At 42.8% G+C, this 19,140-nt stretch carries 17 protein-coding genes and 1 pseudogene; 6 read left to right on the top strand and 12 right to left on the bottom strand.

All coding sequences use genetic code 11. The annotated features are described in order from the left end of the window. The first annotated feature begins 91 nt into the window (after positions 1-91). Positions 92-682, top strand: coding sequence for a DUF411 domain-containing protein (locus B3S92_RS11225; RefSeq protein WP_414707029.1), 591 nt, complete (start codon positions 92-94; stop codon positions 680-682). 32 nt (positions 683-714) lie between these two features. Continuing rightward, positions 715-3,195, top strand: a complete 2,481-nt coding sequence (locus tag B3S92_RS11230; protein ID WP_414707027.1) for a copper-transporting P-type ATPase — start codon at positions 715-717, stop codon at positions 3,193-3,195. An 11-nt stretch (positions 3,196-3,206) separates the two neighbouring features. On the opposite strand, the gene B3S92_RS11235 is transcribed toward B3S92_RS11230, so the two are convergent. The 6 genes from B3S92_RS11235 to tnpB form a co-directional block, all read right to left on the bottom strand. Continuing rightward, on the bottom strand, positions 3,207-3,905 hold the full coding sequence (locus tag B3S92_RS11235) for a VIT1/CCC1 transporter family protein (protein WP_296206136.1): 699 nt from the start codon (positions 3,903-3,905) through the stop codon (positions 3,207-3,209). Between the two features lie 441 nt (positions 3,906-4,346). Continuing rightward, on the bottom strand, positions 4,347-5,510 hold the full coding sequence (locus B3S92_RS11240; RefSeq protein WP_296206137.1) for an RNA-guided endonuclease InsQ/TnpB family protein: 1,164 nt from the start codon (positions 5,508-5,510) through the stop codon (positions 4,347-4,349). After that, the gene (locus B3S92_RS11245) at positions 5,507-6,121 is read right to left on the bottom strand and encodes an IS607 family transposase (RefSeq protein ID WP_296206140.1); all 615 of its coding nucleotides are present in this window, start codon (positions 6,119-6,121) and stop codon (positions 5,507-5,509) included. The genes B3S92_RS11240 and B3S92_RS11245 overlap by 4 nt, the downstream gene beginning before the upstream one ends. Before the next feature lie 214 nt (positions 6,122-6,335). Further along, positions 6,336-7,262, bottom strand: a complete 927-nt coding sequence (locus B3S92_RS11250; RefSeq protein WP_077449422.1) for a bestrophin family protein — start codon at positions 7,260-7,262, stop codon at positions 6,336-6,338. A gap of 118 nt (positions 7,263-7,380) precedes the next feature. Continuing rightward, the gene (locus B3S92_RS11255) at positions 7,381-7,746 is read right to left on the bottom strand and encodes a nuclear transport factor 2 family protein (RefSeq protein ID WP_296206144.1); all 366 of its coding nucleotides are present in this window, start codon (positions 7,744-7,746) and stop codon (positions 7,381-7,383) included. Between the two features lie 147 nt (positions 7,747-7,893). After that, entirely contained in the window at positions 7,894-9,060 is a 1,167-nt protein-coding gene (gene tnpB, locus B3S92_RS11260) for an IS200/IS605 family element RNA-guided endonuclease TnpB (protein ID WP_296206146.1), read from the bottom strand. A 21-nt stretch (positions 9,061-9,081) separates the two neighbouring features. Here tnpB and tnpA point away from each other — a divergent pair, with 21 nt between their 5' ends. After that, a complete protein-coding gene (gene tnpA / locus B3S92_RS11265; RefSeq protein ID WP_296206149.1) occupies positions 9,082-9,495 on the top strand; it encodes an IS200/IS605 family transposase in 414 nt (137 codons plus the stop codon). 183 nt (positions 9,496-9,678) lie between these two features. After that, positions 9,679-10,731 carry a multidrug resistance efflux transporter family protein gene (locus B3S92_RS11270; RefSeq protein WP_077449180.1) on the top strand — a complete coding sequence of 351 codons (1,053 nt, stop codon included), beginning with the start codon at positions 9,679-9,681 and terminating at the stop codon, positions 10,729-10,731. Positions 10,732-10,736: 5 nt separating this feature from the next. Here B3S92_RS11270 and B3S92_RS11275 read toward each other — a convergent pair whose 3' ends face one another. Next, positions 10,737-11,483: a cupin domain-containing protein gene (locus tag B3S92_RS11275; protein WP_296206152.1), complete on the bottom strand. Its 747-nt coding sequence runs from the start codon at positions 11,481-11,483 to the stop codon at positions 10,737-10,739. A 213-nt stretch (positions 11,484-11,696) separates the two neighbouring features. Here B3S92_RS11275 and B3S92_RS11280 point away from each other — a divergent pair, with 213 nt between their 5' ends. Continuing rightward, entirely contained in the window at positions 11,697-12,410 is a 714-nt protein-coding gene (locus B3S92_RS11280; protein ID WP_296206154.1) for an exonuclease domain-containing protein, read from the top strand. A gap of 128 nt (positions 12,411-12,538) precedes the next feature. Here B3S92_RS11280 and B3S92_RS11285 read toward each other — a convergent pair whose 3' ends face one another. Genes B3S92_RS11285 through potA form a run of 4 tightly spaced genes read right to left on the bottom strand, consistent with a single transcriptional unit; the run spans position 12,539 to position 16,546 of the window. Then, the gene (locus tag B3S92_RS11285; RefSeq protein WP_296206158.1) at positions 12,539-13,675 is read right to left on the bottom strand and encodes an ABC transporter substrate-binding protein; all 1,137 of its coding nucleotides are present in this window, start codon (positions 13,673-13,675) and stop codon (positions 12,539-12,541) included. 10 nt (positions 13,676-13,685) lie between these two features. Continuing rightward, a complete protein-coding gene (gene potC / locus B3S92_RS11290) occupies positions 13,686-14,462 on the bottom strand; it encodes a spermidine/putrescine ABC transporter permease PotC (protein WP_077449176.1) in 777 nt (258 codons plus the stop codon). A 10-nt stretch (positions 14,463-14,472) separates the two neighbouring features. Beyond that, positions 14,473-15,405 carry a spermidine/putrescine ABC transporter permease PotB gene (gene potB, locus B3S92_RS11295; RefSeq protein WP_414707028.1) on the bottom strand — a complete coding sequence of 311 codons (933 nt, stop codon included), beginning with the start codon at positions 15,403-15,405 and terminating at the stop codon, positions 14,473-14,475. Next, a complete protein-coding gene (gene potA, locus B3S92_RS11300; RefSeq protein ID WP_296206163.1) occupies positions 15,398-16,546 on the bottom strand; it encodes a spermidine/putrescine ABC transporter ATP-binding protein PotA in 1,149 nt (382 codons plus the stop codon). The genes potB and potA overlap by 8 nt, the downstream gene beginning before the upstream one ends. A 419-nt stretch (positions 16,547-16,965) precedes the next feature. On the opposite strand from potA, the gene B3S92_RS11305 reads away from it, so the two are divergent. Continuing rightward, on the top strand, positions 16,966-17,952 hold the full coding sequence (locus tag B3S92_RS11305) for a glutathione S-transferase family protein (RefSeq protein WP_296206165.1): 987 nt from the start codon (positions 16,966-16,968) through the stop codon (positions 17,950-17,952). Positions 17,953-18,578: 626 nt separating this feature from the next. Here the strand turns inward: B3S92_RS11305 and B3S92_RS11310 are convergent. Further along, positions 18,579-19,140, bottom strand: a pseudogene (locus B3S92_RS11310) (IS3-like element ISPssp1 family transposase); the annotation flags it as partial.

Here is a 19,140-nt window from a genome sequence, read left to right on the forward strand (position 1 = left end):
AGGTGCCCCTATGAAATCAAACCACTTTTTAAAAATTTCATCCTCTAAATCTTCTGCTTATTCTGTCTCACCACATAAGCTTAGCAGTCCAATGATTAAAGGCGCTGCTATTTTGGCTTTGGCCGCCACTTTATCGGCTTGCGGCTCACCCAATCAAAGCCAAACCGCAGCGCTTGATTCTGCTACGGATTCAACCGCACAAGTTTCGCAGTCTTCAGTTACACAAGCGAATGCACCACTTAATCAAACCCAGACAAATCAGCCTGCCTCTACTCTTCTACAAGGGGTTTCAGCCACAGTTTATAAAGACGCCAACTGCGGCTGCTGTACCGAGTGGATCAGCTATGCTGATAAAGCAGGACTGCAGTCTACTTATCAGCATCCACAAACCCTCTCTGCTGTGAAAGACAGATACGAGGTGCCTGAACAAATGCGCTCATGTCACACTACCGTAACTAGTGATGGCTTTGTCTTTGAGGGACATATTCCTGCTAAATTTATGGCACAGTTCCTAGAGAATCCGCCAAATGATGCAATCGGTCTGGCTGTACCCAGTATGCCTGTGGGTAGCCCAGGTATGGAATATGACGATAAATTCATACCATATAACGTTTTTCAATTAAATAAAGACGGCTCATATGACGTGTATGCTAGTGTGGATACAACTCAGCAGCAGTCATAAACCGTCTATTATTAAAATTAAGGGGTAGTCTCATGAACCATGACCATTCAAATAAAAATCATACTACAAATAAGGCAAAAGCTGAGGGTATGGATAACGGTTCAGCTTCTGCCACACCAGCTTCTAATAAATACGATTTAGTCCCCGAAAACTACGAAGGGATTATTTATATCTGCCCAATGCACCCTGAGGTCAGAGACATTACCGAGAGTCGCTGTCCACTCTGTGATATGTTTTTGAAACCTGAAGAGGAAGTTGCAAACTCTGAACACTCTCATCATCACGGCCATCACCAGCACAATGAAACTCATCCTGCCAGCACCACCCCTGACACTGAGCAGATAAAAAACAGCCCCTATAATAAGATACCTGATGGCTATGAAGGGACGGTTTATACCTGTCCTATGCACCCTGAAGTTCGTGATATCAAAAACAGTGGTTGCCCGATATGTGGTATGGCACTTGAGCCTGAAACTGTCACGCTAGAGGAAGAAGATACCACTGAACTTGATGACATGACCCGCCGCTTTTGGATATGTACGGTGCTGACTATCCCGCTATTTATCATCGCCATGGGCGACATGGTCGGTCTTGATATAAATGGCCTGATGAACCGTTATGGCATCTCAACTCAGTGGCTAAATATTATCCAGCTTATACTGGCAACCCCCGTGGTACTTTGGGGAGCTAAGCCCTTCTTCGTCAGAGGTTGGCAGTCCCTTAAGACCATGAATTTAAATATGTTTACCCTGATTGCCATTGGCACAGGGGCGGCTTATTTATTTAGTATCGTGGCGACTTTCTTTCCTGATATCTTCCCGCCAAGCTTTAAGGATCACTCAGGTCAAGTGGGCGTCTATTTTGAAGCCGCTGCAGTGATTACGACCTTGGTACTGTTAGGACAAGTGTTAGAACTAAGAGCTCGAAGTCAGACTTCAGGCGCCATTCGTGCCCTGCTTGAGCTTGCTCCGCCCACAGCCAGACGTGTCGATGAAGACGGACAAGAAGTTGAGGTGTCACTTGAAGAGGTTAATACCGGAGACATCCTACGTATCAGACCTGGTGAAAAAGTGCCCGTTGATGGCCTGGTTATTGAAGGCGAAAGCCGCGTAGACGAATCTATGGTCACTGGTGAGCCTATGCCAGTAGCCAAAAAGAGTGATGACAGCGTAACTGGCGGTACCGTTAATGGCACAGGGTCGCTGTTAATTAAAGCGGTGAACGTTGGCGATAATACGGTCTTATCAAAAATCGTAAAAATGGTCAGTGAGGCTCAGCGCAGCCAAGCTCCCATTCAAAAGCAGGTCGATAAGGTGTCTAGCTGGTTTGTGCCGACAGTCATTATCACCGCCGTTATCACCTTTATTGTGTGGGCGATATTTGGCCCAGACCCTGCCCTAGCATATGCTCTTGTCAATGCGATAGCGGTGCTTATCATTGCCTGCCCTTGTGCTTTAGGCCTAGCCACCCCCATGTCTATTATGGTCGGAACTGGCAAGGGCGCTCAAAACGGAGTGTTGATTAAAAACGCTGAAGTATTAGAGCGCATGGAGAAGGTAGATACCATCGTTGTTGATAAAACAGGCACCTTAACCGAAGGCAAACCTAAGCTAACTTCTATTGACGTAAGCTCAGGCTGGCAACCAAACGAAGTACTTGCCTTAGTCGCTGCCGTTGAGCAATCCAGTGAGCACCCTCTGGCTGAGGCCATTGTGGAAGCGGCCAAAGAGCGTAACCTTACTCTATCTGCTGTCAGCAACTTTGAGTCTGTTACCGGTGAAGGGGTAAAAGCGGTTGTCAATAATAAGCTGGTCGCCATTGGTAATGACAAGCTAATGAAGGGGCTAAATAGCTACGATCCTCAGCTGTCTGAGCAAGCCAATAAGCGACGCAGTGAGGGTGAAACGGTTATGTTTGTGGCCATCGATAATACGCCTGCCGGCCTTATTTCTGTCTCAGATCCGATTAAAGCCAGTACCAAAGAAGCCATTGATCGACTGCACAATGAAAACCTAAAAGTTATCATGCTTACCGGAGACAATGCGGTTACCGCCCAAGCAGTCGCTAGCCAGCTAAACATCGATGAGGTACAAGCAGACGTCTCACCAGAAGACAAGAACCGCATCGTAAAAGAGCTTCAACAGCAAGGACGTATCGTGGCCATGGCCGGTGACGGCATTAATGATGCGCCCGCCCTCGCCCAAGCCACGGTAGGTATTGCGATGGGTACAGGTACTGATGTGGCCATTGAAAGTGCTGGCATCACCTTGGTCAAAGGCGACTTAATGGGTATTACCAAAGCACATAAACTGAGCCAAGCTACTATGAAAAACATCAGACAAAACTTGTTTTTCGCTTTTGTTTATAACGCTTTAGGTATCCCTGTGGCAGCAGGCCTGCTCTACCCATTCTTTGGGCTATTGCTAAGTCCGATGATTGCCGCTGCAGCCATGAGTCTATCCTCTGTGTCAGTGATTTTTAACTCACTTAGATTACGCGGTTTAAAGTTATAAAAAAGCAGCCACTAAACCTCTACGCCAAAGAAACGGCCAATAAGTGAAGTTGCAATCATAGCCAGCGTGCCCCAAACCACTACTCGGGTCACTGCTGGCACGACTGGCGCACCCCCCAAGCGTGCTGAAGCAATGCCCAATAGCACCAGACCTGCTATGGTCAATCCCATTAAGGCATATACTAAATTAAAGGAAGGGAAAATAAATAAGCCTAAAATAGGAACCACCCCACCAATTATAAAGGCGATAGCAGAAGCTATGGCTGCTTCAAAAGGCTTAGCTTGAGCAATTTCTGTAACCCCAATCTCATCTCTAGCATGCGCACCCAAAGCATCTTTTTCAGTTAAAGCCACAGCCACTTGGTGAGCAAGATTGCTATCCAGACCACGACTTTCATAAATTCGAGTCAGTTCTAGAAGTTCACGCTCAGGGTTATTATCCAGCTCATATTGCTCTTTGGCTAAGTCGGCCGCTTCAGTATCTGCTTGGGAAGATACTGAGATATACTCCCCTGCCGCCATCGAAAATGCACCAGCGGTTAATGCGGCCAAACCGGTAAGAAACAGAGTTTGGCTACTTTGGTTGGCAGCTGCTACCCCGACCAAAAGACTTGCGGTAGATATAAGACCATCGTTGGCACCTAACACAGCCGCTCGAAGCCAGTTATTACGTTCACTTAAGTGTTTTTCTTCATGTATCGACCTTGGCATGTCGCCTCCTGAATTTACGCTACATTAGCGCTCAACTTACATATTTTTTATATTTTATTATCACAGGGTTAAGTTTTATTATATCAGTGTAAAAAATAATAGCGTTACGCTCTAAGAACTTGTCAGTTTAAAAATTCTTTGCTAACCTTAAGGCAATGATAAAGAAGTAGCTTCTTTAGTCATTAGCTGTTAGCACCTTTTACTTAACAGTTATATTTCTTATTTTTATTTATCACCAGTCGCCGTAAAACCACCTACTTCAGGGGGTGGATATAAGGCGACTGGTGATAAATATCCGTTCCGAAAAACTTACCTAACCCTACTCACATAGTTTTAGCGTTTTCTTCCTGCTTCATAGACGTTTGCCGTTGTGATTACACTCAGGTCTTACATCGTCTCCACAGGCTAATACGGTGGAACTCACCGCTTTTTTTTAACCCATCAGTGATGGGTTAACACTTTATCTGCATGTTGCAATATATTGATACTGGCATTGACATCTCTATCATTTGCCTGCTGACAACACGGACACTGCCATCGTCTAACTGATAAGGGTAATTCGTCTTTGGTCAGTAAGTGACCGCAATTAGAACAAGTTTTAGAGGATGGAAACCATCTATCTAACTCTTTGACGGTTTTACCGTATTGATCAGCCTTATAAACAAGCTGACGCTTAAACTCATAAAAACCTAAATCGCCAATAGCACGGCTTAACTTGCGGTTTTGCATCATGCCTTTTGTGTTCAAATCTTCAATCGCAATAAAATCATACTCACTCACCAAACCAGTAGTGAGCTTATGTAGAGCGTCTTTACGGATATTACTAATTTGCAGGTGCAATCGTGATAGCTTGGCTTTCGCTTTAGCACGATTGTTACTGCCTTTTTGTTTACGGCTTAATTGACGACTCAACCTTTTGAGTTTGTTGAGTTTCGTCTTAAGGGGCTTAGGCGCTTTGACTTTAGTACTGTCTGACAAGGTGATTAAGTCGGTAATACCTAAGTCTACACCAGTTTGCTTACCTGTGTGTCTGCCTCTCTTTTTGGTAAGGTTTACAGCATCTATTTCAACAGCAACAGAGACAAACCATCTCCCACCTCGACTAAAGATTTTAGCTGAGAGTATTTTGCCGTCAAAGCGCAAGGCTTCACGCATACGAACCCAACCTAGATTTGGTATGCGAATCTGTCTGCCTTTAACAGTAAACTGGTCATTAGACAGGCTAAACCTATCGTTAACGCCTTTTTTACGAAACTGTGGATACTTAGCCTCGCCCTTAAAGAAGCGCTTATAGGCATCACCTAGCTGCATAATGGCCAGTTGTGGGGCACATTTCGTCACCTCAAGCATGAATGGGTACTTATCACGCTTAATGGCGTTTAATTGTTTGCGTAGCTTGCCTTGGGTAGGCTTTAGTAATTTGCTTTCATCAACGTCAATACCCATAATATGACAAGCATCACGATAGGCTTTATCTTGAGCATACTGTCGTTGCCACTGAGCTAACGCCCAGTTATAGGCAAGACGAGCTATACCGCAAGCCTTAGCAAAATAGGTGGCTTGCTTGTTGTTTGGATTAAGCTCAATGATATGGCCTCGTATCATTCTAAACTTGCCTTAACTGCTTCAATGAGTTTTTTATTCTTCTTACTATGTGAACCATAAAGTCTGGCTGAAAATACTGTGATGATCTCAAGTACGTCTTGTGCCAATTCTTCTTCAAACGATAAGTTTTCACCTTGATTAATGATAACCACTTCAACTTGACGAGCTTCACACAAAGCAAAAACAAGTTCTGCCCCAAAACGCAGTAATCTATCTTTATGGGTTAGCACCAGCCTGTCTATTTTGTTGTCTAAAATATCATCAAGCAGGCGTTTTAAGCCTTTTTTATGATAGTTCATACCACTACCTAGATCGCTAATCACCTCGAATGACCAGCCTTGAGAAGAGCAATACAGCTCAAGAATCTCAATCTGACGCTGTAAGTCGGGCTTCTGTTCATGACTCGAAACACGAGCGTAAGCTATGGTTTTGCGTTGTTGCTCCACCTTATTACGAGTCAGGTTTGGGTTTATTTTAGATAAGTCATACCGACGATGGCCTTTGGGTGTTCTTTGGGCGACAAGCGCACCTGTCTCATCCCATCTTCGTAGAGTTGAGACAGAAACGCCTAACTGATTAGCTGCTTGTTTTATGCTTAATAATCTACTCATAGTGAGTAATTATACATAGATTTAGATAGATTAATGGTTACTGTTTGTAACCCTATTAATATGAGTTTTTGACTTCCTCCCAGCTTACCGCCAAATCTATGGCTAGTCATTATGAACCATAGCCCCTTATTCAGGTTTGGTCAAATACTATTTTAGCTACTGTTTATAAACAGCCTATCTTATAAATAGCCTAGCTAATTTACCAAGCTTCTGATTAAGGTAAATAGCCATTGTCAGGCGTAATCTGTGGAGGTAAATCAGTCTCTCCCAACGCTTCGAGTAAATTAATTTCAATAGCCCGAGTGATGGTAGTTAATGGCAGATGGTTTGGCTCCTCACCAAAAGGATCGGTGATTTCTTCATTTAGGGCATCTAAACCAAAGAAGGTATAAGCAATAATGCCGCACACTAAAGGCGTTACCCAGCCTAATGAGGTGGCCAGACCAAACGGCAACAAGAAACAATATAGATAGGTCGTGCGGTGTACTAACAGCGTGTAGGCAAAGGGCAAGGGGGTATTGTGAATACGCTCGCAGGCAGAGAGCACCACAGTTAATGAGCTCACTCGATTATCCATATTTTGAATCATCAAATCAGACGTTAAGCCTTCTCGTCGACAATGACCCAGCTCTTGCCCCAACAATCTTAGTATATATTCAGGTAAATTGCCGGCTCGACGCATACTTTCATGATGCTCTGGTGCTATATATGCCTCAACCTCTGCCCAAGGCGAGCTATTACGGAATCTATGCCTCATTGCATGTGCAAAGGCAATGTTGAGATAAACCATACGGCGCTGAGTCTCTTTTGCGCCTACAGCTTTTTCATCAATAAACGAAGTGACTTGGCGTGTCAGACTTCGAGACTCGTATACCAGCTGCCCCAATAAGGTTCTGGCCTCCCACCAACGCTGATAACTGGCATTATTACGAAAGCCAAGAAATAGCGATAACGCAATACCTAGAAGGGTAAAAGGCGCCGCACCATAGGATGAAAATGAGCTTGGAACCCAGTGTTGTACTGCTGCAATTAGGGTGCTTATTAAGGTAATAAGCAATACCTGACGATAAATTCTCGGCACAATAGAGCCGCGCAGAGCAAATAGCACGTTAAAGGCATTGGGCTTTCTAAAAACAATCATTGGGTTTCCTGAGGCTATACACTATAGGTGCGCAGCTTTATTTAATAAGGGGCTCTTTTTGGGTCACTATTTTAGCATTAATCAGTATAGTAATAAGCAAGCATCAAATCTCCTGCAATCACTCACTAAAAGGCGTGCCTTGATACACAAAGAACTTGTACTCATCACCCTGCTTTTCCCAAATAGAAATAGCTCGATTTTTTAATGAGACAGGTTGCCCATCTACCAAGACTTTGGCATAAAAATCACCGGTTACCATCACATAGTCTTGCATATCGATAACCTTGCCAATCTCATAGTCTAGCTGTTGATACCCATACAACCCTGACTTAAGTTTTTGCAGGTAGGAAAATAAGTCATCAGTCACCCCGCTGCTGTGCACATAGTGTAAATCGGCATCGCACATAGCCGCAAACTCATCATACTGCTTATTTAGTAAATAGCTAAAACGCAGCTGTTCAAGCTCGCTAATTTTTTGTTTCATAGTCTCTCTTCTTGACCTACTCCCACCACCAAACCTAGCGGTTATGGTTGTGGAGTCTTTGCGACCCATAGTAACTTCAATCTAGGATTGTGTCACCACCTTTCGCCATGCCACCTACGCTGATAGGTATAGCCATGGAGGAACTCTTTACACAGTAGCAAGTCCTGCTACATCAGCTAACGCCTGATGGCGTATATTATTGCTTGCATTGATATCACGGTCATGCTGTGTTTGACAGCTAGGACACGTCCAATGACGCACCGATAACGGCAAACTGTCTAATTTGTGATGACAATGCGAGCAAATTTTAGAACTGGCAAAAAACCGATTTACTTTTAGAACATTTTTGCCGTACCACTTAGCCTTGTAAGTAAGCAGAGTAACAAACTGCCCCCAACCGGCATCATTAATGGCTTTGGCAAGTTTACGGTTCTTTACCATATTTTTCACCGCCAAATCTTCAAGTGCATAGCTTGTCGCTTGGTTTTCACAGATAAGGCTATGGGTGATTTTGTGGTGTAAGTCTAAGCGCTGGTTGCGTACTTTTTCATGAATACGAGCAACAGCTAATTTTTGCTTTTGATAGTTTTTACTTTGTTTTTGTTTACGAGCAAATATTTTTTGCTGTGCAGAAAGTCTTTGACTGGCTTTGGATAAATGTTTTGGGTTATCAACCTTGCTGCTATCAGACAGAACAAGTAGATGACTGATGCCTAAGTCAATACCAACAGTTAGGCTAGGCTCTATTGTGGTAGGTGTTGGTGCAACTTCATTGTTTTCAACTAACATACTTGCATAGTATTTGCCTGTTGCTGTCTTACTAATAGTTACTGTTTTAATCTTACCCTCAAACTCACGGCTAAATACGGTTTTGATGCCTTTTATTTTAGGTAGGTTGATAACTCCCTGCTCAAAGTTTGCTGTGCAGTGTTGGGGGCATTGATAACTTCGCTGTGGGATTTTTTTAGATTTAAAACGTGGAAACTTAGCCTGACCTTTGAAGAAGTTAGTAAAAGCGGTATGTACATTGAGCAAGGCATTTAGTAACGACTGGCTATTAACTTCACTAAGCCATGAAAATTTAGCCTTTTTCTTTTTCTTAACCAAGTGACTTTGAATCTTGGTTCGTGATAAAGACTTACCAAATATAGCGTAGTAGCGTTTTTGCAAAGCCAACGCCCAGTTGAACACAAAACGGCTACAGCCAAAGTGCTTTTCGATAAGCACTTGCTGTTCACGATTTGGGTAAATGCGATATTTATAGACTTTAAGCATGGTTTGGAAGTCGTTTTGAATAGAGATATAACCTAGCATCACTTCTATTTGATATCAATTATGAGCAGGTTATTAAAATCCCATTACAACAGTATTTATAGACTTACTTATCACTTTGTAGTATTAGTCACAAAAAACGGTAGAAAATGCTTTACTGGGGCTATGCTTGATAGGCTAAAAGAAATCATAACGAACCTCTGTCAAAAATGGGAGGTTGGGCTATTAGAGTTCAACGGAGAAGCCGATCATGTGCATTTACTAATTGAAATGCACCCCAATATCATGCCAAGTAAGTTCATCAATAATCTAAAAACAGTAACTAGCCGTTTGATGAGAAAAGAATTTGCAGAACATTTGGCAGAGTTTTACTCGGAGCGTGTACTTTGGACTAGGGCATATTGTTTGCTGACTACTGGCGGTGCTACCATTGATACAATTAGGCAATATATCGAAAAACAAGAACGTCCTGACTAGCTCGCCCGTGCTGACATCTCCACCTAAATCAAAGATTATAGGTGGAGAATTACGCACGATAAGTTAAAAGCTTAAAGTAAGTATCCTGACTGGTGTTTTTATTTCAGATGCGAGAAAAATTGTAGTTATAAAAAAACCTAGGTAAACTGTGGTAAACAGAGGGCGCAACTAGGATGAGCTACAGTGGTAAAATTGATTTTATTAGGGCTTTTAGCAGGAGCATTTTTTAGCTCAACTTTTGTGCTTAACGAGTTGATGAGCAGTGTGGGCGGTCATTGGTTTTGGTCGGCCAGTCTGCGCTATGTATTTATGCTGCTGTTGGTTTCTCTTATTATCATAGCCCAACATGGAATAGGAAGAATTAAACAGCTGAGTGCTTTATTTGCACAAAACCCTATATTTTGGTGTGTCACTGGTGGCATTGGATTTGGTTTATTTTATGCCGGCATCTGTTATGCAGCCGACCATGTCAGTGGTTGGGTGGTCGCGGCCACCTTTATGTTCACTGTGGTGAGCAGCTTATTTATCTTAATGGCGTTCGGTCAACGCTTCGAAAAAAAGATATTCTTTTATGCTTTTTTAATTTTCACCGGAGTGGTCTTAGTGAATTTAAGCGAAGGCCTAAATGCCGATATTCACGACCAAGCCCCTTTGTTTGAAATCTTATTGTATGGTGCTCTGCCAGCGCTAATCGCTGCCTTTAGTTATCCACTTGGTAATCAGTTGGTATGGCAAGCTTCCTCTAATGCTAAATCCTCAGCCGCTTTTAATCCAGATATGACGACAGAAGAGCTTTTGGACAGCACTGCAAATACTAACAACGTCGCTGATAGCCGAGTAACTCGTTATCTTACCGCCAAAATTCCGTCATTTGAAACCCTACTATTACAAAGCTCATTTAATAAGATATGGCTAATGACTTTAGGCAGCTTGCCTTTTTGGTTGATTTTAGCAACAGTTATACGGCCACCTTTACCAGCTGCCTCGCAAGTTTTTAATACCTTTTTGGTGGCGTTATTGGCAGGTGTAGTAGCCACAGGATTATTTTTATATGCCCGTGAAGAAGCCAAAACCTCAAGTGAAGTGGCTGGCGTGGATGCCACTCAAGCAAGTGAGGTTATCTTCGCCTTAATCGGTGGCATGGTTTTGTTAAATAACCCCATGCCTTCAGCATTGGGTCTATTGGGCGTGGTGATTATCATATTGGGCTTGATATTATTTGCCAAAAACAACTAAGCGTATTAACTGTCGGAGTGATTATCCGCTCCAATAACCTGTGCCAAATGCCCAGTTTTTAAATAAAGTGTCACCCCATCACTCCCCGCTTTGAAGTTTGCAAAACGGGTATTTAATTCACTATTTATATCCTCGTCTGTATTGTCATCAATCACAGCTGGCAGGCGAATCCAACTGCCGGCGCTATACTCATCTGATAGCTGATCTGATTTCATTTCAACCAAAGACCCACTCACTACAAGCAGCTCTGCCCCACCCTCTGGCCGACTATCAAATACAGTCTCACCTGACTGCAAGCGCTGTAAACTAACCTGCTCATACTCTGATGAAAACAACGGACAAACCTGCCGTTTGCCTTGAGCCTGCCAATGCTCTGCATCATTGGTATCTATCGCCACATACTGCTTTTCATCTTCTGTCATCTGACGCAGTTTGACAAAAATTGTCGCGCCTTCATCACTATAAGGCTGATGCCCTGAGCCTGGCGGATTACGCAGATACCAGCCCGCAGGATAATGCTTGTCATCGGCTGAGAATACCCCTTGCAGTACCAATATCTCCTCCCCACCAGGGTGCAAGTGATGCGGAAAATAAGAATCGGGTGCATAACGCACTAGGCTTGTGGCCCGAGCTTTTTCGGCACCAATACGATCAAGCATTACGCGATGTACCCCACTTTGCGGAGAGTGCACCCATTGATGCTGCTCTGCGCAAAGCTCGGCGCGCTGGCTAAAATCGGCATTAATTCGCATAGACTGTCCTTAAATGTATGAGCTTATTTTAGTTAAAACCTGCAATCACACCTAATAAATTGATAAAGATTTCATCACCTTAACCGAATTTGTCATTATAATGGACAAAACCAAAGGTTAATCGACTTTACTTGCGATTACTTGTACATTGTTATTAGATACTGATATTTTTATGCCCGTTTTAAATAGCGGCGGCGTTACAGGCTTATTATTATGACCACTTATATTTTAGATACTGAAACCACTGGGCTTGTCGAGCCTCACATGACGGAAGCGGCTTACAGCATTATTGAGGTTAATAACGGGAAAATCGAGGTTATTCAAGCCCCAAGATCCAAGCGCTTTAATCCACTAAAGCCGATTAGTTTGGGATCTATGGCAACCTCTCATATTTGTGATGAAGATGTGGCCCAAGAGCCGCCGCACACAGAGTTTCGTTTACCCAGCAGTGTGCAGTATTTAGTAGGGCATAACATTGACTTTGATATGGCGGTACTAAAAAATGCTGGTGTAACTCACACCCCGAAGCTTATCTGTACTAAAGCGATGTCAAGCTATTTGCTGCCCACGCTTGAAAGCCACAAACTGGTATCTTTACTATATTATTTTCACCGCCAAGTAGCACGTGAACAAGCCAAACACGCACACGCTGCCATCTATGATATCTATTTTACCCAATTGGTACTGGGCAGCTTAATTGAGCTGGCCAATAGCCAAGGTCACAACATCACAGACGTTGAGAGCCTATACCAATTTAGTGAAATGTCGCGCATCCCTACTCACCTAAGCTTTGGTAAATACAAAGGTCAGGCCATTAAAGATTTGGCTGCTACTTCAGATGGCGCCGGCTATCTAAAATGGCTGCTGACCCAAGACAGTGTCGATCCTTATTTGGCTCAAGCTTGCCAGCAGGCATTGGATGCTTAACCGTTAAGCTTCAAGTGAAAACAAGCCTGATTAACCCATTAAAAACAGCCTATTTATAACCCGCTACTTCATGCAAATTAGAAGTAATTAAAGTAGTTATAAATAGGCTGATAGATTAGTACATAGGACTACATATCGACTTTGAGTCTATCCCAATACTTTTGATACAGCGCCATAGTAGAGTCGCTCACATCACCACGGAAAGTCGCAAGAGACAACAGCTCTTCCGGCGGATAAATAATCTGATCATTGGCAATTTCAGGCGGTAGTAAATCTTTGGCCGCTTCACTTGGTGAGCCATAACCAATCTCTTCACTGATAATGGCCGAGTTCTCTGGACGCAAAATAAAGTCGATAAACACATGCGCATTGTCTTGGTTTTTGGCATTTTTTGGAATGCACATGTTATCCATCCACATAATTGCGCCTTCTTTTGGATAGACAAAATCAAGCTCTGGCATGCCCTGATCTTGAGCCATGATCACCTCACCATTCCAGGCCATACCCAAATAGGTTTCCCCTTCGATGAACGGCATACGCGGCGCATCTGAGTTGAAGGTGCGCACGTTTGGCATCATTTTAGATAAGATCTCATACGACTCTTTAATGTGCTGTGGTTCTTCGGTCATGACCGGATAGCCCAGCACCAATAGGCCAATGATAAACACATCACGCATGTCGTTCATGAGCATGACCCGACCTTCAAACTCTGGACGCCATAAGTCATTCCAGGAGCGTATCGTGTCAATATCTACTCTATTCTTATTGACAGCAATACCTGATGATCCCCACAGATAAGGAATACTAAACTTATTTTCCGGATCAAAGCCGGCATCCAAAAAAGCCTTGCCAAGATGCTTAAAATTGGGAAGTTTGCTGTGGTCAATCTGCTCTAGCATGCCCTCTTTACGCATCTTATCCACGAAGTCGGTACTTGGGAAAATAATGTCGTAGTCACCGCGATTGTTCATCAACTTCAACTTGGCATACATAGCCTCATTGGAGTCAAAGGTACTGTACACCACCTCGATGCCGGTCTCTTTAGTAAAGGCTTTTAGCACATCGTCCGAAATGTATTCGGTCCAGTTATAGACCTTGACCACATTTTTACCGTCGGTGTTTACCGCAGCAGATTCACCCTCTATCTCATCAGATGAGCCTGTGGGCTGACAGCCGCTAAGAGCACTCATGCCTGACAGCGCAGCCAATCCTACCCCTGTTATCTCCAAAAAACGTCGGCGAGTGAGAAACTTAGTGTTTGACATAACAATATCCTTAACGTTTTCTGAGCAACAACAGCTGTGAGATAACCAAGCCAACCAGCGATATGGCCAATAAGATAGTGCCCACTGCATTGACTTCTGGCTTCACCCCAACACGAACCATAGAGTAAATCTGTAACGGCAGAATCTCAAAACTTGCGCCGGTATTAAAGGTAGACACCACCACATCATCAAGCGATAACGTAAAGGCCAATACCCAACCTGCCAGCACCGCCGGCATAATGGTTGGTAATAATACGGTGCGTATCATGGTAAATTCACTGGCGCCCAAATCACGAGCCGCTTCTAAAATACTATTATCTAAGCTGGCCAATCGTGCCGATACCGTAATCACCACAAAGGGTAGGCAGAAGGTAATGTGCGCCAATAATAAAGTCACAAACCCAAGCTCAATACCGATCATCAAAAACAGCGCCAATAAGGAGATAGCCAATACAATCTCTGGCGACATCATCAGCACAAACAGCAAGCTTTGCAGTACGCTTTTACCCTTAAAGTTATAACGCTGGAATGACAAGGCGGTCAGGCTACCAATGACCGTAGTTACCGTAGCGGCCACTACCGCCAATAACACCGAGTTGATGGCCGCTTGTATCATCGCCTCATTATTAAATAGCTCATAATACCAATCAAGGCTAAAGCCGCCCCAAGTGTAGCCCACTTTTGAGGCATTAAATGAGAACACCACCATCACTAAGATGGGCGCAAACAGCACTAGGTAGATAAAGGTTAAATAAAGGCGAGAAAGCCACTTCATTGTATTACTCATACTCACCCCCTTAAGCCACTTCGTTATGATCGGTTTTGCCGATACGTTTACTGCTGGCGTAGTAAGCCGCGATTAATATCGCCATAGTTGCCGTCAACAATACGCTTGCTGCCGCCCCAAATGGCCAATCACGAGCATCTAAGAACTGCGACTTAATAATATTACCTACCAATAAGTTACGCGAACCGCCCAAGATATCTGCCACATAGAACATACCCATTGCCGGTAACAGCACTAATAGCACTCCAGATATGATACCTGGTGTGGTCAAGGGTAATATCACATGCCAAAAGGTCTGAAACTTGTTGGCACCCAAATCTTTTGATGCCAGAACAATATCATCTCGCAAATCGGTAAATACTGCATACAAAGGTAATACCATAAACGGGAATAACAGATAGACCAATCCGCCAATCACCGCTTTTTGGGTATATAAAATCTGTAATGGCTCATCAATAAGCCCCATGCCAATCAAGGCTGAACTTAAAAGACCATTGGCGGCAATAATCAACTTCACCGCATATAAGCGTACCAAAGAGTTGGTCCAAAAAGGAATGATGAGTAATAACATCAAAAATGATTGCCACTTTTTTGAGACACGGCTCACTAACCATGCAAAGGGGTAGCCCAAAGCCAAACAAATTAAAGTGGTAATAGAAGCCATACTCAGTGAATGCAAAAACACTTTAAGATACAAAGGGTCAATAAAGCGCAAGTAGCTCTCTGCATTTAACGGTAATGCCAAAAACATATCTTCATCGCGGGTCATGAAGCTTGCTAACACCACCAAAATATTGGGGATGAGAGCAAAGACAATTAACCAAGCCCAAATGACAAACAAAGTTACCCGCTGAAACAACGGGCTTTTGCTAGCAGCAGGAGTCATAGTGTTTACTGAGTCAGTTGTATTTTCTGAATTATTTTTTTTAATTGAATTATTCATCAGGTAAGATCCACTCCCAACCATCAACCCAATCCACTCTAACCTCTTGACCTAATTTATAGTTAAAGTTGGGATCATCTTCGTTAAAGTACTCGGATGTCTTAATCAGATTGCCATTTTCAAGCTGAATTACCGAGTCTAGAGTACTGCCTTTATAAGCACTATCTACCACGTAACCTACCAGCCCATCATAGCCTTCGTTTAAATAGTAAACACGGATATCTTCAGGGCGTAACAATAAGTTAATGCTTTGACCCACTTGCACCTCAAATTTAGGACGCGGTAAGTCTCGTACTGGGTGGAATCCATTTTTTTGCTCAGTGACTTCAACTTTAATGCGGGAATCACTCACTTCCAGCACACGTGCTTTAAATAAGTTGGTTTCCCCAATAAAATTGGCGGTAAATAAGTTAGCAGGCGACTCATAAATACGAATGGGCGAATCAATTTGTTGGAACTCACCAGCCTTCATGACCGCGATACGATCTGACATCGATAACGCCTCTTCTTGGTCGTGAGTTACAAACACAAAAGTAATCCCAAGCTCACGTTGCAATCGCTTAAGCTCCGACTGCATTTGCACCCGCATTTTAGCGTCTAGCGCAGATAATGGCTCATCAAGTAACAACATCTTAGGGCGGTTAACCACAGCGCGAGCAATGGCAATACGCTGCTGCTGACCTCCGGATAAATCTTGTGGCCGTCTATTGATGGTATGTTCAAGCTGAACCATTTCTAAGGCTTCTTTTACCCGTGTTTTTATCTCATCTTTGGGTACTTTCTTTAGCTTCAGACCATACGCAATGTTGTCAAAAACACTCATATGCGGAAACAAAGCATATTGCTGAAACACGGTATTAATCGGACGCTTCTCTGCCGGCAGATTGGTAATATCGACACCATCAAGCTGCATTGAGCCTGCATCTGGCATCTCAAACCCCCCTATTAGGCGTAATAAAGTGGTCTTACCGCACCCTGAAGGTCCCAGCAAAGTTAAAAATTCGCCATCATAAATATCTAAATCAATACCTTTTAGAATTTGCGTATCGTCATAAGATTTACTTAAACCACGGATACGCAGCAATGATTTTTTTTCAGATACTTGTGCTGAGGCCATTGAAGAAGATTCATTAAGTGACATAGGAGCTATCTCATATCAAGGAGGAGTTGCTTTAAAAGAAAGGAGCTGCTTGTAAGGCGCTATCGTACATGACCAACATCAAAAAACCAACCGCTAAGCTTATAATTACTAAAGTTTAATGTAGTTGGAAGTCATAAACCAATTTGACAGTAACAGTAAATAGAAATCAGACCAGACGGTAATTAGTACCCTAACAAGGTATTCAAAACGTGCTCGTTTTTAGCTTTAATCAATTCATCATTAATTAAAAACTTTTAATTGCTACTGTTCTAAAATAAAGAACAATATATTGCCATAACTGCTGTTTACTGTTACTTAATAAGACCTTAGTATAGTCTCATCTTAACTGTTCTAAATAACTATATTTATTTAAATAATAGGGATCGAAATAACTATTAACTATTATCAAGGAGATTAAAATGGGACTATTAATAGACGGAAAATGGCACGACCAATGGTATGACACTAAAGCCAATGAAGGCCGGTTTGAGCGTGATGTTTCACGTTTTAGAAACTGGGTCACTGTCGATGGGAGCGCCGGACCTTCTGGCAGTGACGGTTTTAAAGCTGAGCCCAATCGTTACCATTTATATGTCTCTTTGGCTTGTCCTTGGGCACACCGCACCCTTATTTATCGTAAATTAAAAGGCTTAGAAGACCTAATCTCAGTATCAGTCGTCAACCCTTATATGCATGATAAGGGCTGGACTTTTGCCGAGGGTGAAGCCGTTATTCCTGACCCTATCCATAATGCTAAATATATGTATGAAGTCTATACCGCTGCCAAGTCAGACTATTCAGGGCGGGTGACTGTGCCTGTGTTATGGGATAAAAAGAACCATACCATTGTTAGCAATGAGTCCTCTGAAATCATTCGTATGTTTAACTCAGCCTTCGATGAGGTGGGTGGTAATAAAGAAGTGGACTTCTTGCCAGAGAAGCATCTGGCTGAAATTGATGAGTGGAACGATTTTATCTATCCCAATATTAATAATGGGGTATATAAATCTGGCTTTGCTACTACTCAGGCAGCGTATGATGAAGCGGTCGTTGATTTGTTTAAGTCACTTGATACTATCGAGGCTCGCTTAGAGAATAATCGCTATCTAACTGGTGACAGCATCACCGAGGCAGATTGGCGCTTATTTCCTACCCTAGTTCGCTTTGATCCCGTCTATGTGGGTCATTTTAAATGCAATATTAAGCGTATTGTGGACTATCCAAATATTTGGGGCTACGTACGGGACCTTTATCAGGTACCTGGCGTCGCTGAAACCATCAATATGGACCATATAAAATCGCACTACTATGGTAGTCACGACACCATTAACCCTACCCTAATTGTACCGCGTGGTCCTGAGATTGACTTTATGACGCCCCATGGTCGTGAGCAGCTGTCTGCTTAATCACTATTATTAACTTTAAAAACTCTTCTCAAAGATAAAGTACAGTACGGGATTTACCCATTAAAAAAGCCACTCTCAACTCGAGAATGGCTTTTTTTATTTGAATTTATAGGGATAAGCAACTAGCAAACAAACTGCCCATAACTACTTTTAGCGAGCATCTGGGTGTAATAGGTTTTCCATTGCTTCTACTCTTTGTGGCTTTTCACGAGGAATAAACTTATTAAGCAACAACCATATGAAGCCAATAATCGGTGAAATCCAACAAACGAAAGCATAAGGAGCATAGGTTAAGCGAAACAACAAAAGCCAGTGCAAATATAGTCAATGTCATAACCTAAGTCATCGACATGATCCTGCCTAATGGTGTAATTATCTGCCATTGTTTGCTGAATAATTTCAAATTATTAATCGAATTAGGCTTATCAATATAAATCGTCTCGCACTTGAATATACCTAATAACCCTTCACAAGCGCATTATCGAAGCAGCAAACAGATACAGCTCGTTATTCTCACGCTTTAATTCCGCTAGCGTCTTCTCATCATCTGGCTTGTCTATGATATATGGTTTACTCAGAGCTGACCTCTGCTGTCAACAACGGAGAAAAACATTTGGTAGATTTCATCAGGCAGCCTGACGGTAAAAGTCTTGGAATACTTGAGTAGGTGACTTAAATCCTAACCCTTTTTGTATTCGTTGACGGTTGTAAAAAATCTCAATATATCTAACCACATCCTTAATGGCTTCATCACGAGTCTCATAGACTTTGTGATAAATCAGCTCGTTTTTTAACTGACCCCAGAAGCTTTCAATCGGGGCGTTATCGTAGCAATTGCCTTTTCGGCTCATAGAGCCAGCAAAACCATACTTGTCGATGATTTGGTGGTATTGATGGCTACAATACTGACTACCCCTGTCAGAATGCACGATTAAGCCCCGAGCAGGGCGTTTGTACTTAATGGCATTGTTTAAAGCCTCACAAACCAAATCAGCAGTCATACGCTTATTTAGAGCATATCCCACAATCTCTTTGCTGTACAAGTCTTTGAACGCTGCCAAGTACACCCAGCCTTCATTGGTCCAAATATAGGTAATATCGCTAACCCAAGTGATATTGGGTGCTGCCACGTCAAACTGCTGTTCTAACAAGTTTGGATACACAGGCTTATTATGATTTGAGTCAGTA

It is taken from the genome of Psychrobacter sp. UBA3962 (assembly GCF_002385225.1).
Taxonomy (GTDB): Bacteria; Pseudomonadota; Gammaproteobacteria; order Pseudomonadales; family Moraxellaceae; genus Psychrobacter.

Bases quoted from the DNA above. Each gene is read 5' to 3' on its own strand.
- B3S92_RS11235 (WP_296206136.1), bottom strand. From the start codon at position 3,905: ATGCCAAGGTCGATACATGAAGAAAAACACTTAAGTGAACGTAATAAC.
- B3S92_RS11285 (WP_296206158.1), bottom strand. From the start codon at position 13,675: ATGTCAAACACTAAGTTTCTCACTCGCCGACGTTTTTTGGAGATAACA.
- B3S92_RS11225 (WP_414707029.1), top strand. From the start codon at position 92: ATGATTAAAGGCGCTGCTATTTTGGCTTTGGCCGCCACTTTATCGGCT.
- B3S92_RS11250 (WP_077449422.1), bottom strand. From the start codon at position 7,262: ATGATTGTTTTTAGAAAGCCCAATGCCTTTAACGTGCTATTTGCTCTG.
- B3S92_RS11305 (WP_296206165.1), top strand. From the start codon at position 16,966: ATGGGACTATTAATAGACGGAAAATGGCACGACCAATGGTATGACACT.
- potC (WP_077449176.1), bottom strand. From the start codon at position 14,462: ATGAGTAATACAATGAAGTGGCTTTCTCGCCTTTATTTAACCTTTATC.
- B3S92_RS11280 (WP_296206154.1), top strand. From the start codon at position 11,697: ATGACCACTTATATTTTAGATACTGAAACCACTGGGCTTGTCGAGCCT.
- B3S92_RS11245 (WP_296206140.1), bottom strand. From the start codon at position 6,121: ATGAGTAGATTATTAAGCATAAAACAAGCAGCTAATCAGTTAGGCGTT.
- B3S92_RS11255 (WP_296206144.1), bottom strand. From the start codon at position 7,746: ATGAAACAAAAAATTAGCGAGCTTGAACAGCTGCGTTTTAGCTATTTA.
- potB (WP_414707028.1), bottom strand. From the start codon at position 15,405: ATGAATAATTCAATTAAAAAAAATAATTCAGAAAATACAACTGACTCA.
- B3S92_RS11230 (WP_414707027.1), top strand. From the start codon at position 715: ATGAACCATGACCATTCAAATAAAAATCATACTACAAATAAGGCAAAA.
- potA (WP_296206163.1), bottom strand. From the start codon at position 16,546: ATGTCACTTAATGAATCTTCTTCAATGGCCTCAGCACAAGTATCTGAA.
- tnpA (WP_296206149.1), top strand. From the start codon at position 9,082: ATGAGCAGGTTATTAAAATCCCATTACAACAGTATTTATAGACTTACT.
- tnpB (WP_296206146.1), bottom strand. From the start codon at position 9,060: ATGCTAGGTTATATCTCTATTCAAAACGACTTCCAAACCATGCTTAAA.
- B3S92_RS11275 (WP_296206152.1), bottom strand. From the start codon at position 11,483: ATGCGAATTAATGCCGATTTTAGCCAGCGCGCCGAGCTTTGCGCAGAG.
- B3S92_RS11240 (WP_296206137.1), bottom strand. From the start codon at position 5,510: ATGATACGAGGCCATATCATTGAGCTTAATCCAAACAACAAGCAAGCC.